This window comes from Streptomyces netropsis (assembly GCF_014203545.1).
GTDB lineage: Bacteria > Actinomycetota > Actinomycetes > Streptomycetales > Streptomycetaceae > Streptomyces > Streptomyces netropsis.
This window is the reverse complement of sequence record NZ_JACHJG010000006.1, coordinates 202,869-220,776: the sequence shown is the minus strand read 5'-3', so window position 1 is coordinate 220,776 and position 17,908 is coordinate 202,869. Positions and strand designations below refer to the sequence as shown.

Below are 17,908 nucleotides of genomic sequence, written 5' to 3'. Positions count from 1 at the left end.
ATACCTGAAGAAGGCCCTCACGGACCTGCACGGCACCAGGCAGCGGCTGCGCGAAGCCGAGCGCAAGGACGCCGAGCCGCTGGCGATCGTGGGCATGAGCTGCCGGCTTCCCGGCGGAGCCCGCTCGCCGGAACGGTTCTGGGAACTGCTCGTCGACGGCGTGGACGCCCTGGCACCGCTCCCCACCGACCGGGGCTGGAACCTGGACACCGCCTTCGACGAGAACCAGTCGTACGTGCGGGAGGGCGGCTTCCTCTACGACGCGGGCGAGTTCGACGCGGGGTTCTTCGGGATCTCGCCGCGTGAGGCGCTGGCGATGGATCCGCAGCAGCGGTTGCTGCTGGAGTGCTCGTGGGAAGCGGTCGAGCGGGCCAGGATCGATCCCGGCACGCTGCGGGGCAGCCGGACCGGCGTCTACTTCGGCACGATCGGCCAGGACTACTTCTCGCTGTTCGCCGGATCGGGCGGCGAGTACGCCAACTACCTGGCCACCGCGTGCTCGGCGAGCGTCATGTCCGGCAGGGTGTCCTACGCGCTGGGCCTGGAAGGCCCGGCGGTCACCGTGGACACCGCATGTTCGTCGTCGCTGGTGAGCCTGCACACGGCCGCGCAGGCGCTGCGGTCGGGCGAGTGTGAACTGGCACTGGTCGGCGGCGCCACCGTGATGGCCACCCCCACCGTGTTCACCGCGTTCTCCCACCAGCGCGGACTGGCCACCGACGGCCGCGCGAAGGCGTTCTCGTCCACCGCGGACGGCGCGGGCTTCGCCGAGGGCGTGGGCGTGCTGGTGCTGGAGCGGTTGTCGGACGCACAGCGGAACGGCCACCACGTACTGGCGGTGGTGCGGGGTTCGGCGGTGAATCAGGACGGCTCGTCCAACGGTCTGACGTCGCCGAACGGTCCGTCGCAGCAGCGGGTCATCCGGGCAGCACTGGCCAACGCGCGCCTGACGTCCTCCGACGTGGACGCCGTCGAGGCACACGGCACCGGTACGTCCCTGGGCGACCCGATCGAAGCGCAGGCCCTGCTCGGTGTCTACGGCCAGGACCGCTCACCGGAGCACCCGTTGTGGCTCGGATCGGTGAAGTCGAACATCGGTCATACCCAGGCGGCCGCTGGTGTGGCCGGTGTGATCAAGATGGTCATGGCGATGCGGGCCGGTGTCTTGCCGAGGACGCTGCACGTGGAGGAGCCGTCGCCGGAGGTGGACTGGTCGTCGGGTGCGGTGCGACTGCTGACCGAGGCGCGGGACTGGCCCGTCGAGGACGGTCGTCCGCGCCGTGCCGGGGTGTCGTCGTTCGGCATCAGTGGGACGAACGCGCACGTGATCATCGAGGAGGCCCCGGCGGTCGAACCGCTGGTGGGAGAGCCTGCCTCGGGCGCGGTGCCGTGGGTCGTCTCGGGGCGTACCGAGGATGCGCTGCGCGAGCAGGCCGGTCGGCTGGCCGCCTATCTGTCGGCGCGTTCTGAGCTGGATCCGGCTGATGTGGGTTGGTCGTTGGCGTCGACGCGGAGTGTGTTTCAGCGTCGTGCGGTGGTGGTGGGCTCGGGGCGTGGTGAGCTGCTGGCCGGTCTTTCCGCTGTGGCGGAGGGGCGTTCGGTGGTGAACGCGGTGACGGGTTCCGTCGGTTCCGGACGACTGGGCTTTGTTTTCGCTGGTCAGGGAAGTCAGCGGTTGGGCATGGGCCGGGGGCTGTACGAGCGGTTCCCGGTGTTCGCGGAGGCGTTTGACGAGGTCTGCGCGTCTCTGGATCCGGGGCTGCGTGAGGTGGTCTTCGGTTCGGACGCAGAGACATTGGATCGGACGGTGTGGGCTCAGGCCGGTTTGTTCGCGCTTGAGGTGGCGTTGTTCCGGCTGTTCGAGTCCTGGGGCGTGAGGCCTGGCTATCTGATCGGTCATTCGATTGGTGAGTTGGCGGCTGCTCATGTGGCGGGTGTGTGGTCGCTTGAGGATGCGTGCCGGGTGGTGGCTGCGCGGGGCCGGTTGATGCAGGCGTTGCCTGCCGGTGGTGCGATGGCGGCGGTGCAGACCGACCCCGCGGAGATCACTGACCTGCTCGGCGATGACCTGGTCGTGGCGTCGGTGAATGCCCCGGGGCAGATCGTGGTTTCCGGCGCTGAGGCGGCGGTGGACCGTGTGGTGTCTGCGGTGAAGGGGCGGGGTGGTCGTGCGCGTCGTCTGGCGGTGTCGCATGCGTTTCATTCGCCGTTGATGGAGCCGATGCTGGAGGAGTTCCAGCAGGTTCTCAAGACGGTGGAATTCCGTAAGCCGACGCTGCCGGCAGTCTCCAACGTGACAGGTACGTGGGTTGACCCGCAGGAATGGTGCTCGCCCGAGTACTGGGTGCGGCAGGTCCGCGAGCCGGTCCTTTTCGCCGACGGCGTGCGCACTCTCCTCGACGCGGGTGTCACGACCTGGGTGGAGCTCGGGCCGGCAGGGGCTCTGACCTCGATGGTCGCCCACTGCGCCGACACCGAAAACATCGCCACTGCGGCTGCACTTCGCCCCGGTCACGACGATGTGTCCACGGTCCTGGCAGCCCTGTCCACAGTCCACGTCAACGGCCACGCCGTCGACTGGTCCCCCTTCTTCCCCCACGCCCGCACCGTCGATCTCCCCACCTACGCCTTCCAGCACCAGCACTACTGGATGCGGCGCGCTGCCCCGGCCCCCGCCGAGAGCACGCCGGGCACGCCGTTGGACGACTGGACGTACCGGATCGACTGGACGCCGGTGGACGAGGGCGTGACGGCGCCTGTGTTGTCGGGGAGTTGGCTGGTGATCCGGCCGGCGGGGGAGTGCCGGCTCGCCGACGCCGTCGAAGCCGCATTGGCCGAGCACGGTGCCACCGTGCTCAGCGCCGGCGAGGCCGGGCCTCGTCAGGGCTCCGACCTGGCCGGAGTGGTCTCCCTGCTGGGTCTCGGCTCCGACACCGACGGCGGCCTGAAGGCGACTCTGCGCGTCGTCCAGGATCTGCTGGCCGAGGGCTCCGGGGTTCCCCTGTGGGTACTCACCCAGGGGGCCGTGGCCGTCGGTGACTCGGATCCGGTGACGAACCCGGAGCAGGCCATGCTGTGGGGCCTGGGCCGGGCGGCCGCCGCGGAGCATCCGGAACTCGGCGCCGTGCGGATCGATCTGCCCGCCGAGCTCACCGACCGCACCGCCAGCCGCCTGTGTGCCCTCCTGCTCGCCCGGGACGAGCAGGAGGTCGCCCTCCGGTCGGCGGGCGTGTTCGCCAGGCGCCTGGTCCGTACGCGTCCCGCCGCCGAACACTGGTCGCCCAGCGGCACCGTCGTGGTCACCGGCGGCACCGGCGCGCTGGCCGCGCACGTCGCGCGCTGGCTGGCGGACCAGGGCGCCGAGCACATCGTGCTGGCCGGGCGGCGCGGTCCGGACAGCCCCGAGGCCGGCGCCCTGCACGCCGAGCTGATCGCCGCCGGTGTGAAGGCGACGGTGGCCCGGTGCGACGTCACCGATCGGGAAGCCGTACGGGAGTTGCTCGATGCCCACCGGCCGAACGCGGTGGTGCACACGGCCGCCGTCCTCGACGACGGTGTGATCGCCTCGCTCACTCCCGAGCAGGTCGACCGGGTGCTGCGGCCCAAGCTGCTCGGTGCGAAGCACCTGCACGAGCTCACCCGCGACCGGGACCTCGACGCGTTCGTGCTGTTCTCCTCCCTGGCCGGTGTCCTCGGCGGCGCCGGCCAGGCCGGCTACGCCGCCGCCAACGCCTACCTCGATGCCTTGGCCGCGCACCGCACCGCCGAAGGGCTGCCCGCCGCCTCCCTGGCCTGGGGGCCGTGGGCGGGCGACGGCATGGCCGGCACCCAGGTCGTCGAGGACCGGCTGCGCCGCAGCGGCCTGGCCCCGCTGGCCCCGGAGGACGCCGTGCGGGCCCTGGGCCGTGCGCACGGGCCCGTGGTGGTGGCCGACGTGGACTGGGGGCGCCTGACCGGCGGTGCCCGGCACCGCCTGCTCGACGCGCTCCCCGAGGCGCGCCCGGCCACCCCGCCCGCCCGGGAGGAACAGCCGGACGCGCTGCGGGGCTTGGAAGGGCGTACCTCCGAGGAACAGTCACGGGTACTGCTGGAGGCCGTCCGCACGGAGATCGCCACCGTGCTGCGCTACGAGGACCCGGCGCGGATCGACCCCGGCCACGAGTTCCTCGCGCTCGGCTTCGACTCGCTGACCTCGATCGAGCTGCGCAACCGGCTCGTCTCCCGCACCGGCCTGGCGCTCCCCGCCTCGCTCACCCTGGAACACCGCACGCCCGCCGCTCTCGCCGAGCACCTGCGGGAGAGGATCGGCGCCGGCACCACGGGCGTACCGGACACGACGGGGAGCCTCGTCGAACTGTGGCACGAGGCGGACCGGCACGGCAGGCGGCTGGAGTTCATCGACCTGCTGACGACGGCCGCCGGTTTCCGGGCGGCGTACGACGATCCGGCCGAGCTGGACCTGCCGCCCCTGCGGCTGACCTCCGGCGGAGCGGACACGCCCGTGTTCTGCATCCCGTCGCACCTGGGCAAGGCCGACCCGCACAAGTTCGTCCCGTTCGGCGCGGCCCTGCGCGGCAGGCGCGACGTGTTCGTGCTGCGCGAGCCGGGCTTCGTGACGGGGCAGCCGATCCCCGCCACCCTGGACGTCCTGCTCGCCACCCACGCGCGGGCCCTGGAAGGGCAGGACGAGTTCGTCCTGCTCGGTTACTCGGCGGGCGGCCTGGCCGCGCACGCCCTGGCCGCCCATCTCGCCGGTCTGGGCCGCCCGCCCGCCGCCGTCGTGCTGGTCGACACCTACGCGCCCGAGCAGAGCGACGTGATGACCCGCATCCAGGGAGCCATGGAGCAGGGTCAGCGGGAACGCGACGGACGGACCGGCGAGGCACTGGGCGAGGCGTGGCTGACCGCGATGGGCCGCTACTTCGGCTTCGACTGGACGCCGGGCCAAGTCGACGTACCCGTGCTGCACGTACGCGCCGGCGACCCGCTGCCCGGAATGCCCGACGACGGGCGGTGGCAGGCCCGCTGGAACCTGGCGCACACCGGAACGGATGTGCCCGGCGACCACTTCACCATGATGGAACACCACGCGCCCAGGACCGCCGACGTCGTGCACGACTGGCTGGTCACGGCCGTTCACCGACCCCCTGGAGACCACGGCGGCGCAGCCGTGCGCTGACCCGAGGTCTCAGGAGCAACACCCATTCGCACGTCCTTGAAATGGAGCTGGCAATGCCTTCTTTCCCCGTTCGCCGTACCGTGCCGGACACCCCTCCGGTCGAGCACCTGGATCTGCTGAAGGAAGGGGGCGTGTGCCCGTTCACCATGGAGGACGGGCGGGCGGCCTGGCTGGCGGCCAGCCATGAGGCGGTGCGCGGCCTGCTCGCCGACCGCCGCATCAGCAACAACCCCGCCAAGGTTCCGTCGTTCTCGCAGCGCGAGGCCCTGCAGAAGCAGCGCGGCCAGTTCAGCCGCCACCTGTTCAACATGGACTCGCCGGAGCACGACATCGCCCGCCGCATGGTGGCGGAGGACTTCACGCCCCGGCACGCCGAGGAGGTCCGCCCGTTCTTCAAGGAGATCTTCGGCGAGATCGTCGACGAGATCGTCCGCCAGGGCCCGGGCGCCGAGATGGTCGAGGTGTTCGCCTTCCCGGTCGCCACGAAGACCATTTGCAAGGTGCTGGACATCCCCGAGGAGGACTGCCACTACTTCCAGAAGCGCACCGAGCAGATCATCGAGATGGACCGGGGCGAGGAGAACCTCGAGGCCGTCATCGAGCTGCGCGGCTACGTCGAGCGCCTCATGCGGGAGCGCACGGAGAACCCCGGTGACGACCTGCTCAGCCGGCTGATCGTCAAGGCGCAGGCGTCCGGCGACATCGAGCTCAGCGCCGCCGACCTGGTGGACAACGCGCTGTTCCTGCTGGTCGCCGGTCACGAGCCGTCGGCGAACATGCTCGGTCTCGGGGTGCTCGCGCTGGCCGAGTTCCCGCACGTCGCCGAGGAACTGCGGGCCGACCCCAGCCTGTGGCCGGGGGCGATCGACGAGATGCTGCGCTACTACACGATCGCCCGGGCCACCAAGCGGGTCGCCGCCGAGGACATCGACATCGAGGGGCAGACGATCAAGGAGGGGGACGCGGTGATCGTGCTGCTGGACACCAGCAACCGCGACCCGAAGGTCTACCCCGACCCGCACGTGCTCGACATCCGCCGCCCGGCGGGCAACCACCTCTCCTTCAGCCACGGGCCGCACCAGTGCCTGGGCAAGCACCTGGTCCGGGTGCAGCTGGAGGAGGCGCTGCGGGCGGTGGCCGAGCGCATCCCCGGGCTGCGGCTGGACATCGCCAAGGAGGACATCCCCTTCCGCGGCGACGCCCTCTCCTACGGGCCGCGCCAGCTCCGCGTCACCTGGTAGCAGCAGCCCGGGAGGGCTTCGCCGCCGGCCGCGACCCGGCCCGCGGCGAAGCCCTCCCCCCCCCGGATCACCGAACACACCATCAACGGAGGACTCCAAGTGGAGAAGACGGACGTCGACCGGCTGCGCAGGCTCGATCGCGAGCACATGTGGTACCCCTGGACGCCGATGGACGACTGGATGGCCAACGACCAGCTCGTCGTCGAACGCGCGGACGGATGCTGGCTGATCGACCCGGAGGGCAGGCGCTACCTCGACGGACGCTCGTCGATGGGCATGAACCTCCACGGCCACGGCCACCCCGCTCTCGTCGAGGCCCTGGTCGCCCAGGCCCGCAAGGCCGGCGAGACCACGCTGTACCGCGTCTCGCACCCGGCCGCCGTGGAGCTGGCCGCCCGGCTGGCGAACATGGCCCCGCCCGGGCTGCAGCGGGTGTTCTTCGCCGAATCCGGTTCCACCGCGGTGGAGACGGCGCTGAAGGCCGCGTACGCGTACTGGGTGGCCAAGGGCGAGCCGGAGCGTTCGACCTTCGTGTCCATGGCCAACGGGTACCACGGCGAGACCCTGGGCACGATCAGCCTGCGGGGCGTGAACAACGACCAGGTCGACATGATCCGCAAGACCTACGAGCCGCTGCTCTACCCCTCCCTCTCCTTCGCCCAGCCCGACTGCTACCGGTGTCCGGTCGGCATGTCGAGCGGGGGCTGCGAGCTCGACTGCACGGACTCGCTGGAGGAGATCCTCGTCCGGGAGAAGGGAAAGATCGCCGCCGTCATCGTGGAGCCCCGCGTGCAGGCCCTGGCCGGCGTGATCACCGCTCCCGAGGGCCACCTGGCCAAGGTCGCGGAGATCGCCCGCAGGCACGGTGTGCTGCTCATCGCCGACGAGGTCCTCACCGGCTGGGGCCGCACCGGGACCACCTTCTCGTGCGATGCCGAGGGCGTCACCCCCGACCTGCTGACCGTGGGCAAGGCCCTGACCGGCGGATACCTCCCGCTGTCGGCCACCTTGGCCACCGAGGAGATCTTCGACGCCTTCCGCGGCGGGGCGTTCCTCAGCGGCAGCACGTACTCCGGCTACGCGCTCGGGGCGGCGGTCGCCCTGGCCAGCCTCGACCTGTACGAGAAGGACGACGTCCTGGGTCGCGCCCGGGCGCTGGCCGACGTCCTCACCGCCGAACTCGAGCCGTTCCGCGGGCTCAGCCACGTCGGGGACGTCCGCCAGCTCGGGCTCATCGCCGGCGTCGAGCTCGTGGCCGACCGGGAGAACCGCACCCCCTTCCCGCCCCAGGACCGGGTCGTCGAGCGTGTCTGCACCCTGGCCCGGGACAACGGCGTCCTGGTCAACGCCGTCCCCGGCGACGTGATCACGATGCTGCCGTCGCCGTCGATGAGCCACGACGACCTGCGTCTCCTCACCGGCACGCTGTTCCGGGCCATCCGTGAGGTGACAGGGGAGTGACACGGCTGATGCGGGCGGCGGTCATCCGCGCCTGGGGCGGCCCCGAGCGGCTCGAGCTGGACGAGGTCGAGCGCCCGGTGCCGGCCCGGGGGTGGATCGGCGTGCGGGTCGAGGCCTGCGCGCTCAACCACCTCGACATCCATGTGCGCAACGGACTGCCGGGTGTGCGACTGGAACTGCCGCACGTGTCCGGCGGCGACGTCGTCGGCGTCGTCGAACAGGCCACCGACGAGGCGGGCGAGCGGCTCCTGGGCCGCCGCGTGCTGCTCGATCCGATGATCGGGCGGGGCATCCTCGGCGAGCACCACTGGGGCGGGCTCGCCGAGCATGTCGTGGCACCCGCCGGCAACGCCCTCCCGCTGCCCGCCGGCGACATCGACCCGGCCCGGTACGCGGCGCTGCCGATCGCCTACGGCACCGCACAGCGCATGCTGTTCACCAGGGCGCGCCTCCAACCCGGTGAAACGATCCTGCTGTTCGGTGCCACCGGCGGGGTCGGCGTGGCCTGTGCCCAGCTCGCCGTGCGGGCGGGCGCCCGGGTGATCGCCTGCTCCCGGTCGCCGGAGAAGCTCGCCCGGCTGCGCGCACTGGGCGTGGCCGCGACGATCGACATCGCCACCGAGGACGTACGCGGCAGGGTCCGCGAACTCACCGACGGCGGCGTCGACGTGGTCGTCGACTACCAGGGCAAGGACACCTGGCCCCTCTCGCTGCGCTGTGCGCGGCGCGGCGGCCGCATCGTCACCTGCGGCGCGACCACCGGCTACGAGGCCACCACCGACCTGCGCTACGTCTGGTCGCGCCAGCTGGACATCCTCGGCTCCAACGCCTGGCGGCGCGAGGACCTCCACACGGTCCTCGACCTGGTCGTCACCGATGCCCTGGAGCCGGTGGTGCACGCGCGGTTCCCGCTGTCCCGGGCCCCCGAAGCGGTCGCCGAACTCGAGGAGCGACGGGCGTTCGGAAAGGTCGTCGTCCGTGTGGAGTGAACTCAACCGCGCTTCGGCGCGATGCTAGGGGGGAAGAGTCTTGGCTTCTGAGGAGAAAACCGCATCGCATCGGTGTTTTCTCGCGAGGACACACGACGCGCTGACGCTGCAGCGCAAGATCTGTGCGCAGCCCGACGAAGCGGCGGACCGGGTCTTCGCCGACATCCTGGCGGGGGCGCGGGAGACCGCCTTCGGCCGCGAACACGGCCTCGCCCGGGTCCGCGCGCCCCGGGAGTGGAAGAACGCGGTGCCCATCCGCACCTACGACGGGCTCGCTCCCTACGTGGACCGGCAGCTCGCCGGGGAGCACGGGGTGCTGACCACCGACGACCCGTACGCCTTCCTGCGGACCTCCGGGACCACGGGGCGCGCCAAGTTCGTCCCCACCACCCACCATTGGCGCCGCGTCTACCGGGGGCCCGCGCTCTACGCCCAGTGGGGCCTGTACTTCGAACAGCTGGGCACCGAAGGGCTCGGGGGAGAGGAGGTCCTCGACCTGTCCTGGGAGCCCGGCCCCGTACGCCACCGCCGGCAGGGGTTCTCCGTCTACGGCATCAGCGAGCGCCCCCTGACCGAGGACCCGGAGGACTGGAACCCGCCGTGGCGCTCGGCGGACTGGTTCGCCCGCGACCCCGACGCCCCCACCCTGGTGGACCTGCTGTACAACAAGCTGCTGCGGCTCGCCGGACGCGAACTCCAGCTGATCGTCTCGGTGAACCCCTCGAAGATCGTCCTGCTGGCCGAGACGCTGCGCGAGAACACCGAACGGCTGGTGCGCGACCTGCACGACGGCCGCGATGCGGTCAGACCCGCCGACCCCGCGCTGGCCCGCAGGCTGGCGACGGTCTTCGACTGGGCCGGCGGGCGCCCGCTGCTCACCGACCTGTGGCCCACCCTGCGCCTGATGGTCTCCTGGAACTCCGCCTCCGCCGCGCTGTACCGGCCGTGGCTGTCCCAGCTCGCGCCCGGTGTGGCGACCCTGCCGTTCAGCACCACCGGCACGGAGGGCATCGTCACGCTGCCCGTCGACGAGCACCCGTCGGCCGGCCCGCTCGCCGTCAACCAGGGGCACTTCGAGTTCGTTCCCTGGCACGACCTCGACGACGGCAAGCCGCTGCCCGCGGACACCCCCACCCTGGGCTACGACGCGCTGGAACCCGGCGCCGACTACCGGCTGGTCATGAGCCAGGCCAACGGCCTCTACCGCTACGACGTCGGCGACGTCTACCGGGTGGTGGACAGGGTCGGTGCCACGCCCAGGCTGGAGTTCCTGGGACGGGCCGGCTTCCAGAGCTCGTTCACCGGTGAGAAGGTCACCGAGTCCGACGTCCACGCCGCGGTGACCCGGGTGCTGGGGAGCCGGCGGACCACCCACCCCGACTTCTCCGGCATCCCGGTCTGGGGCACCCCGCCGCATTACCTGATCGCCATCGAATGGACGGACGCGCACGACGCCCTCGACCTGCGGGAGACCGCCCGCCGCATCGACGACACGCTCCAGGAGGTCAACGTCGAGTACGCGGACAAGCGCCGGGGCGGCCGCCTGCGCCCGCTGCGGGTCCTGCCCCTGGTACCGGGCGCGTTCCGCACCGTCGCCGAGCGGCGCTTCCGCGACGGGGTCGCCGGAGCCCAGATCAAGCACCACTGGCTGCAGAAGGACGCGGCGTTCCTGACCACGCTGCGCGAACTCGACCTCCTCCACGGCTGTCTGGCGGGAGCGTGATGTGAAGATCGGATTCGCCGCGCCCGTGTCGGGCGCCTGGGCCACCCCCGCCAACCTCGTCCACATCGCCCGGCTGGCCGAACGGCTGGGCTATCCGTCGCTGTGGACCTACCAACGGCTGCTCGGAGCCCCCGACGGCTCCTGGGGCGAGGCCAACCGCGGCGTGCACGATCCGCTGGTCACGCTGTCCTTCCTGGCCGCGCACACCACCCGGATCCGGCTCGGTGTCGCCGTCCTCGTCATGCCGCTGCACACACCCGCCGTGCTGGCCAAGCAGCTCACCACGCTCGACCTGCTGTCCGGCGGCCGGCTCGACGTCGGGCTGGGCAACGGCTGGGCACCCGAGGAGTACGCCGCCGCCGGCGTGACCGGAAGGGACCTGGGCCGGCGCGCCGACGACTTCCTCACCTGTCTGAAGACCCTGTGGACCGACGAGGTCGTCCGGCACGACGGCCCGTACTACCGCGTGCCGCCCACCCGGTTCGACCCCAAACCGGCCCAGACGCCGCACCCCCCGGTCCTGTTGGGCGGCGCTGCGCCCGCGGCGCTGCGCCGGGCCGGACGGCTCTGCGACGGCTGGGTGGCGAGCAGCAAGGCCGATCCGGCGGCCATCCGCGACGCGATCGCCGTGGTGCGCGCGGCCGCCGAGGAGGCCGGGCGGGATCCGGCGGCGCTGCGGTTCGTCTGCCGCGCCCCGGTCCGGCTGCGTCCGTCGGCGGGTGCGGACCAGCCGGCGCTGACCGGCCCCGTCGGCAAGATCAGGGACGATCTCGAGGTGCTCGCGGGCACCGGACTGACCGAGACCTTCCTCGATCCGAATTTCGATCCCGAGGTCGGTTCGCCGGACGCGGAGGCCGGCCGGGCGCTGGAACGCGTCGAGCTCCTGCTCGGTGAACTGGCCACACCATCTGGTGAATTGTCGTCAAGGGCCGCCGCTACACTGGCGTGATCATTGCGGTTCCGTACCCAGCGCCGCCGGGCGGCGCTGATCCATGAGGAGAGATTGCCGTGTCTGCATCCCGTCCTGCCGATGAGACCAAACGCGCGGTAGTGGTCCCGGCCGGGACGACGTGCGCCGACGCCGTGGCCGCGGCCAAGCTGCCGATGAACGGGCCGAACGCCATCGTCGTGGTGCGGGACCCCGAGGGCACGCTGCGCGACCTGGACTGGGTCCCGGACGCCGAAGTCGAGGTCGAGGCGGTCGCGTTGTCCAGCCCGGACGGCTTGGACGTGCTGCGGCACTCCACGGCCCATGTGCTGGCCCAGGCGGTGCAGCAGGAATGGCCGGAGGCCAGGCTCGGCATCGGTCCGCCCATCGAGAACGGCTTCTACTACGACTTCGACGTCGAGCGTCCGTTCCAGCCGGAGGACCTCGAGCGCGTCGAGCAGCGCATGAAGGACATCATCAAGTCCGGCCAGCGCTTCCGGCGTCGTGAGTTCCCCTCGCTCGACGACGCCCGCACCGAGCTCGCCACCGAGCCGTACAAGCTGGAACTCGTCGACCTCAAGGGCGACGTGGACACGAGCGAGATCATGGAGGTCGGCAGCGGCGACCTGACGATCTACGACAACGTCGACGCGAAGACCGGCGACGTGTGCTGGTCCGACCTGTGCCGCGGCCCGCACCTGCCCTCCACCCGGCTGATCCCGGCCTTCAAGCTGATGCGCAGCGCGGCCGCCTACTGGCGGGGCAGCGAGAAGAACCCCCAGTTGCAGCGCATCTACGGCACCGCGTGGCCGACCCGCGACGCGCTCAAGTCGCACCTCAAGGCGCTGGAGGAGGCCGCCAAGCGCGACCACCGCCGCATCGGCGAGGACCTGGACATGTTCGCGTTCAGCAAGGAGATCGGCCGCGGTCTGCCGCTGTGGCTGCCCAACGGCACGATCGTCCGCGACGAGCTCGAGGGCTGGGCCCGGCGCAGCGAACGCAAGCTGGGCTACCAGCGGGTGGTCACTCCGCACATCACCCAGGAGGATCTGTACTACCTCTCGGGTCACCTGCCGTACTACGCCGAGGACCTGTACGCGCCGATCGAGATCGACGGCGAGAAGTACTACCTCAAGCCGATGAACTGCCCGCACCACCACATGGTGTACAAGGCGCGGCCGCACAGCTACCGGGACCTTCCCTACAAGATCGCCGAGTACGGCACGGTCTACCGCTTCGAGCGCAGCGGACAGCTGCACGGGACCATGCGCACCCGCGGGTTCACCCAGAACGACGCGCACATCTACTGCACGCAGGAGCAGGCCAAGGACCAGTTCCTCGAGGTCATGCGGATGCACGCGGACTACTACCGCACGCTCGGCATCACGGACTTCTACATGGTGCTCGCACTGCGCGACCCGGCGAACCGGGAGAAGTACCACGACGACGAGGTGATGTGGGAGACGGCCGAGCGGATCACTCGCGAGGCCATGGAGGAGTCCGACATCCCCTTCGAGATCGACAGGGGCGGCGCCGCGCACTACGGCCCGAAGGTCGACTTCATGATCCGCGCCGTCACGGGCAAGGAGTTCGCCGCGTCGACCAACCAGGTCGACCTGTACACGCCGCAGCGCTTCGGCTTGACCTACCACGACTCCGACGGCACCGAGAAGCCCGTGGTCGTCATCCACCGCGCCCCGCTGGGCTCCCAGGAGCGCTTCACGGCGTACCTCACCGAGCACTTCGCCGGCGCCTTCCCGGTGTGGCTGGCGCCGGAGCAGGTCCGCGTCATCCCGATCGTGGACGAGCTGACGGACTACGCGAACGAGGTCCGCGACCTCCTCCTGGACGCGGACGTCCGTGCCGACGTCGACGCCGGTGACGGCCGTCTGAACGCCAAGATCCGCACGGCGGTCACCCGCAAGATCCCGCTGATCGTCGTGGTCGGCCGGCGTGAGGCCGAGGAGCGTTCCGTGACCGTGCGCGACCGCTCGGGCAAGGAGACCCCCATGCCGCTGGACGCGTTCGTCGGTCATGTCACCGAGTTGATCCGCACCAAGAGCCTGGACGGCGCCGGGCACCTGCGGCCCGAGACCGACGGAGGCAACGCCTGACGCATGCGCCGGACGTGGGGGAGGCCGTCGGCCTCCCCCACGCGCCGTCGCAGGGACGGAACGCCCCGGGCGCCGAAAGGACCTTCAGGGCGTCGGCACGGGCGATCTTCACCCGGCCGTGAGCCCCGATGACGACGACCCGACCCGGGCGGAGGTCGGATACTCCTTGAGCCTGATGGTCTGCGCACGGGACACCTCGGGTGCGTTCGCGGCGATCATGTCGAGCATCTCCTGGGTCGGCGTGCCCATGAAGAATCGCTCGGCCCCTGCCCGGCCGGCCTGCTGGTGCTCACTGACGTAGCCGCGCATCTGCCGCTCGTATGCGGCGAACGCCGCGGTTACGTACGTGGCACCGCAGCCGACCTGGAGACAGAGGAGCAGGCCCACCGCGACACCGGCATCAGTGGTGAGGAATGGCTGGAAACCCAGGAGGAGGCGATGGACGCCCTCCTGGCCGGAGAGTCGCTCCCCGCCTTCGCGGCCATCAGGCACAAGCCCGGCGTCGACACAGCGTGCAGTCGCTGTTCGAGTACGGCCTGGGACGACTGCTCGACGGTGTGGCTCTTCACATCGCGAACAGCCAGGCACCCGGCGGCGGTTCTGCCCGGTGCGGCGGTGCGGGGTGTACGGACACCGCACGGCCCACCGCCGGTTCCTGATCCGCTCCAGGGCGAGGGTGTGGGGCCGGCTGCAACGGCCGGTGTCGTCAGGGGAAACGCGGCTCGGCGGTCATCGTGAGCCCCTTGGGGTGGGTGGTGGCCGCGGCCACTTCACGGACGGGGACGTCCGTCCGGGCGCGCATGCGCCAGCGGGAGCAGATGACGGCCAGGGCGATGGTGATCTCCGTCAGGGCGAAGGCGTCGCCGATGCACTTGTGGACCCCCGCTCCGAACGGGACGAAGGCGCCCCGGGGGCCGGCTCCATCCCGTTCGGGAAGCCAACGATCCGGGTCGAAGAGCTCGGGGTCGGCGAAGTGCCGCGGGTCGCGTTGCAGGGCATAGGGGCTGTAGACGACCTCGGCGCCCTCGGGGAGCGTGACATCACCCAGTCGCACCGGATGCAGGGTACGGCGCAGGATGAGCCAGGGCGCGTGCAGCCGTAGGGTCTCGGTGACGACCCGGCTGGTGTAGGGCAGGGCGCAGAGATCCTGCCAGGTCGGGGGGCGGCCGCCCAGGACGGTGTCGAGTTCTTCGTGCAGTCGTTTCTCCGCCTCGGGGTGGCGCCCGACCTCGTGGAGGGCCCAGGCCACGGTCGCCCCCGTCGTCTCCACACCGGCGAACAGGAAAGTGATCACCTGATCGCGGATCTGCTGGTCGGTGAGGGCGTCCCCGTCGTCGTCACGGGAGTCCAGCAGCAGGGTCAGCATGTCGTTGCGCCGCTGCCCGGGGGCGCGGTAGGTGGTGATCGTCTCGTCGATGACCCTGTTCGCCACCGTGATCGCGCGGCGGTAGCGGCGGTTGCCGGGAGTGGGGAGCTTCTCCCACGCCGTGGGCAGCAGGGTGCGCAGGACCGCACCGTGGAAGAGCGTGAGGATGCTCTCCCTGAACTCCGCGGCGGCCTGCGGGGTCATCTCCGTGGCGAACAGGCATGCCGTCACGGCCGTCAGCGCCATGTCGTTCATGGCGCTGTCGACGGAGATCTCCTGTCCGGGCCGCCAGTCGGCGATCGTGCTCTCGGCGGCGGCCCGCATCGTGTCGGCGTACTCGGCGATGCGGTCGCGGTGGAAGGCCGGTTGGATGAGTCGGCGCAGCCTGCGGTGCTTGCGTCCGGAGGTCGTTCCGACTCCCTCGCCGAGGAACTGGGCGAGTTTCTCGTAGACGCGGCCCTGCGTGAAGTCGTGGTCGCTGGAGACCAGGACCCGCCGCACCAGCTCCGGGTCGGTGACCACGTAGGCGGGCATGTGGGCGATGCGCACCTTGACCACGTCACCGAGGGATGACAGTGAGGTGATGAAGGGCAGTGGGGCGCGCAGCAGGGGAAGGACGTGACCGAGGCCCGGGAGGGCGCCCGGGGCCGGCGGGAGGACGGGGCTCTCAGCGCGTCGGGGCATAGGGATCTCCTGCGGTCGCGGGGACGGCGTGCGGTGCGGGACGGGGCCGTGCGTACCGGCGCATGAGTGGTGCCTCGCAGTACCGGTACAGCAGATGGGAGGCGAGGAGCGACAGGGTCACGATGCCGAGGACCAGCAGCGTGCCCGTCGCAGCCCCGAACTGCCGGTCGGGACCCAGGACATGACGCACGATCATGATGATGGGGTAGTGGACGATGTACAGGGCGTACGAGGACTGCCCGAGGGCGGTCACGCGCGGGTGCCGGAGGACGGACTTGCGCCCCATGATGTCCTTCCCGGCCAGGGCGGGGATGACCAGCGCCAGCGGTACGCACAGCGCGGCACCGAAGACGAAGGTCGCGGGCAGCACCGGGACGAGGGCGAACGCGACAACGGGAAGACCGATGAGCACCGGGCGGCGCAGCTCGACCCAGCGGCCCTCCTGCACCAGCCGGGCCGTGAGGATTCCCAGGGTGAACTCCAGCACCCTGACCGGCGGGAACGCGTAGACGAACCAGAGCTGGGTGCCGTTGAGGGGCAGCCAGTCGTAGAGCGTGGGCCCACTGACGAGCAGGCTCACCAGGGCCATGAGGGGGATCGCCACGGCGACCGCACCCCACCACCGCCACAGGTGCGGTGCGGCGATGCGGCGGACGGCCGTCAGCAGGAAGGGGAAGAGCAGATAGAAGAACGCCTCGCACGAGATGGACCACGCGGGCACGTTGGGGCCCACGTAGTAGTTCTCGTCCGGTACCCAGTTCTGGACCAGGACGAGGTTCGCCAGGGCCGGCGCCGGTTCGACGTCGGTGGGTGTGGCCAGCATGCCCGTCGTTCCGGCCGTGGTCATGAGGAACACGACGGCGACCAGCCAGGCGGCGACGTGATTCGGCACGATCTTCCAGAACCTGCGCCGCCAGAACCGGCGCCTGGGCTCGTGCCGAGGAGCCGACCACGTCAGGATGAAGCCGCTGAGCAGGAAGAAGGAAGCTACTGCCCCGGTGGCCAGGGGGAGGGTGAGTCCGAGGAGGTCGTGGAGTTGCTTGTCGCGGTACACGGAGGAGATGAAGGCCGCGTGGCAGACGAGCACCACGAGGGCCAGGACGAAGCGGTAGCCGGTGAGACTCGGCAGATCCCGGGGAGGGGAGGAGGAGTCCGGCGCCGCCGGACCGGGGGAGGTCGCGGGCATGACGTGTTCCCTTCGCCGTCCGTGCCCCGTCATTCGCCGAAGTGCTGCGGGCCGGTCACGCCGAGGTCCGGACTCTCCACGTGGTACCGGCCGCAGGTCAGGCTCCAGTCCTGGTTGCCGCGGGTCCACGCGGCCAGCGCGTCGAGGTAGCGCCCGACCCGCGGGTCGTCGCTGGTCAGCCGGAGTCGTCGGCTCAACTCCTGGAAGTCGGCGAGTTCCCGGTCGTGGTAGGCGACAGCTCGTCCGATCGCCTCTTCGGGGGTGCAGCCGTGGTGCTGTGCGAGGACGGTGATCAGGTTGATGGCGCCCGGCCAGTGCAGTTCGCGGAGTCCGGAGAGGATGTCGTTGATCCAGGAGTTCACCCGGCTCGCCGAGTGGGCGAGCGCCTGGAGTTCCGGCTCGCTCCACTGGGGGCCGGGTAACGGGAAGCCGCCCGCGGTCTCCAGGAGCACGAACATCACGGAGCGCAGGGCGATGCTGGATTCGCGGAGCGCAATGTACTCCTCCAGTGAGGGCATTGCGCGGTGGGACAGATAGACGACCTCGGCGCCCGCTCCGGTGAAGTACTCGTGCAGGCCGGAGAGGAACCGCTGGAAGTGCTCCGGCCCGGCGTGACGCCCGGTTCGCGCGCACAGGTCGTGCAGGGCGCGGATGTAGGGGTCGTCGCCCGGCGGGGCGTCGGGGTCGTGCAGGACCCGCAGACAACGGAGGGTGTGCCGCGCACAGTCCAGGAGCCGACCGTCCTCGGCGGCGCGCTCCATGTACTCGTCGTCCTGGAGGAACAGCCAGATCATCCAGTCGCAGGCCAACTGGGCGCCCTCGAAGCTTGCGTACGGGTACGTCAGGGCGGCGAGCCGCCCGAACTGAGCGGCCCGGGCGGCTTCCTCCTCGGCCGCGTCGCGTATGAAGCCGAACTGCCACATCCACGCGATCGCGGACTCCTCCAGGCGCTCGGCGGCCGGGTGGACGGCAGGGGGGAAGGGGCACCGCAGTTGCGGCACCGGTATCTGCAGGGATTGATCGAGCATGACGCACGT

Annotated in this window: 10 protein-coding genes and 1 pseudogene; 7 read left to right on the top strand and 4 right to left on the bottom strand. The window is 70.9% G+C overall.

Annotation, left to right across the window (positions count from 1 at the left end; all coding sequences use genetic code 11):
• Window positions 1–10 precede the first annotated feature (10 nt).
• The 7 genes and pseudogenes from FHS38_RS16725 to thrS all read left to right on the top strand — a co-directional run.
• Window positions 11–5,179 (top strand): annotated as a pseudogene (locus FHS38_RS16725) (SDR family NAD(P)-dependent oxidoreductase); the annotation flags it as partial.
• Between the two features lie 53 nt (window positions 5,180–5,232).
• Window positions 5,233–6,420 (top strand): cytochrome P450, encoded by a 1,188-nt coding sequence (locus tag FHS38_RS16720; RefSeq protein WP_184734361.1) that lies wholly within the window; start codon window positions 5,233–5,235, stop codon window positions 6,418–6,420.
• 99 nt (window positions 6,421–6,519) lie between these two features.
• On the top strand, window positions 6,520–7,881 hold the full coding sequence (locus FHS38_RS16715) for an aminotransferase family protein (RefSeq protein WP_184734360.1): 1,362 nt from the start codon (window positions 6,520–6,522) through the stop codon (window positions 7,879–7,881).
• Window positions 7,878–8,870, top strand: a complete 993-nt coding sequence (locus tag FHS38_RS16710) for a zinc-binding dehydrogenase (protein ID WP_184734359.1) — start codon at window positions 7,878–7,880, stop codon at window positions 8,868–8,870. The genes FHS38_RS16715 and FHS38_RS16710 overlap by 4 nt, the downstream gene beginning before the upstream one ends.
• 40 nt (window positions 8,871–8,910) lie before the next feature.
• Complete coding sequence (locus FHS38_RS16705) at window positions 8,911–10,593, top strand: GH3 auxin-responsive promoter family protein (RefSeq protein WP_184734358.1); 1,683 nt, start codon at window positions 8,911–8,913, stop codon at window positions 10,591–10,593.
• Window position 10,594: 1 nt separating this feature from the next.
• On the top strand, window positions 10,595–11,542 hold the full coding sequence (locus FHS38_RS16700; RefSeq protein WP_184734357.1) for a TIGR03619 family F420-dependent LLM class oxidoreductase: 948 nt from the start codon (window positions 10,595–10,597) through the stop codon (window positions 11,540–11,542).
• A gap of 155 nt (window positions 11,543–11,697) precedes the next feature.
• Window positions 11,698–13,635, top strand: a complete 1,938-nt coding sequence (thrS, locus tag FHS38_RS16695; RefSeq protein WP_221495093.1) for a threonine--tRNA ligase — start codon at window positions 11,698–11,700, stop codon at window positions 13,633–13,635.
• A gap of 108 nt (window positions 13,636–13,743) precedes the next feature.
• Here thrS and FHS38_RS16690 read toward each other — a convergent pair whose 3' ends face one another.
• The 4 genes from FHS38_RS16690 to FHS38_RS16675 form a co-directional block, all read right to left on the bottom strand.
• Window positions 13,744–14,127 carry a hypothetical protein gene (locus FHS38_RS16690; protein ID WP_184734355.1) on the bottom strand — a complete coding sequence of 128 codons (384 nt, stop codon included), beginning with the start codon at window positions 14,125–14,127 and terminating at the stop codon, window positions 13,744–13,746.
• Between the two features lie 214 nt (window positions 14,128–14,341).
• The gene (locus tag FHS38_RS16685; protein WP_184734354.1) at window positions 14,342–15,685 is read right to left on the bottom strand and encodes a cytochrome P450; all 1,344 of its coding nucleotides are present in this window, start codon (window positions 15,683–15,685) and stop codon (window positions 14,342–14,344) included.
• Window positions 15,669–16,871: an acyltransferase family protein gene (locus FHS38_RS16680; protein ID WP_184734353.1), complete on the bottom strand. Its 1,203-nt coding sequence runs from the start codon at window positions 16,869–16,871 to the stop codon at window positions 15,669–15,671. Before FHS38_RS16680 ends, FHS38_RS16685 begins: the two co-directional genes overlap by 17 nt.
• 29 nt (window positions 16,872–16,900) lie before the next feature.
• On the bottom strand, window positions 16,901–17,899 hold the full coding sequence (locus FHS38_RS16675) for a terpene synthase family protein (RefSeq protein ID WP_184734352.1): 999 nt from the start codon (window positions 17,897–17,899) through the stop codon (window positions 16,901–16,903).
• Window positions 17,900–17,908: the final 9 nt, after the last annotated feature.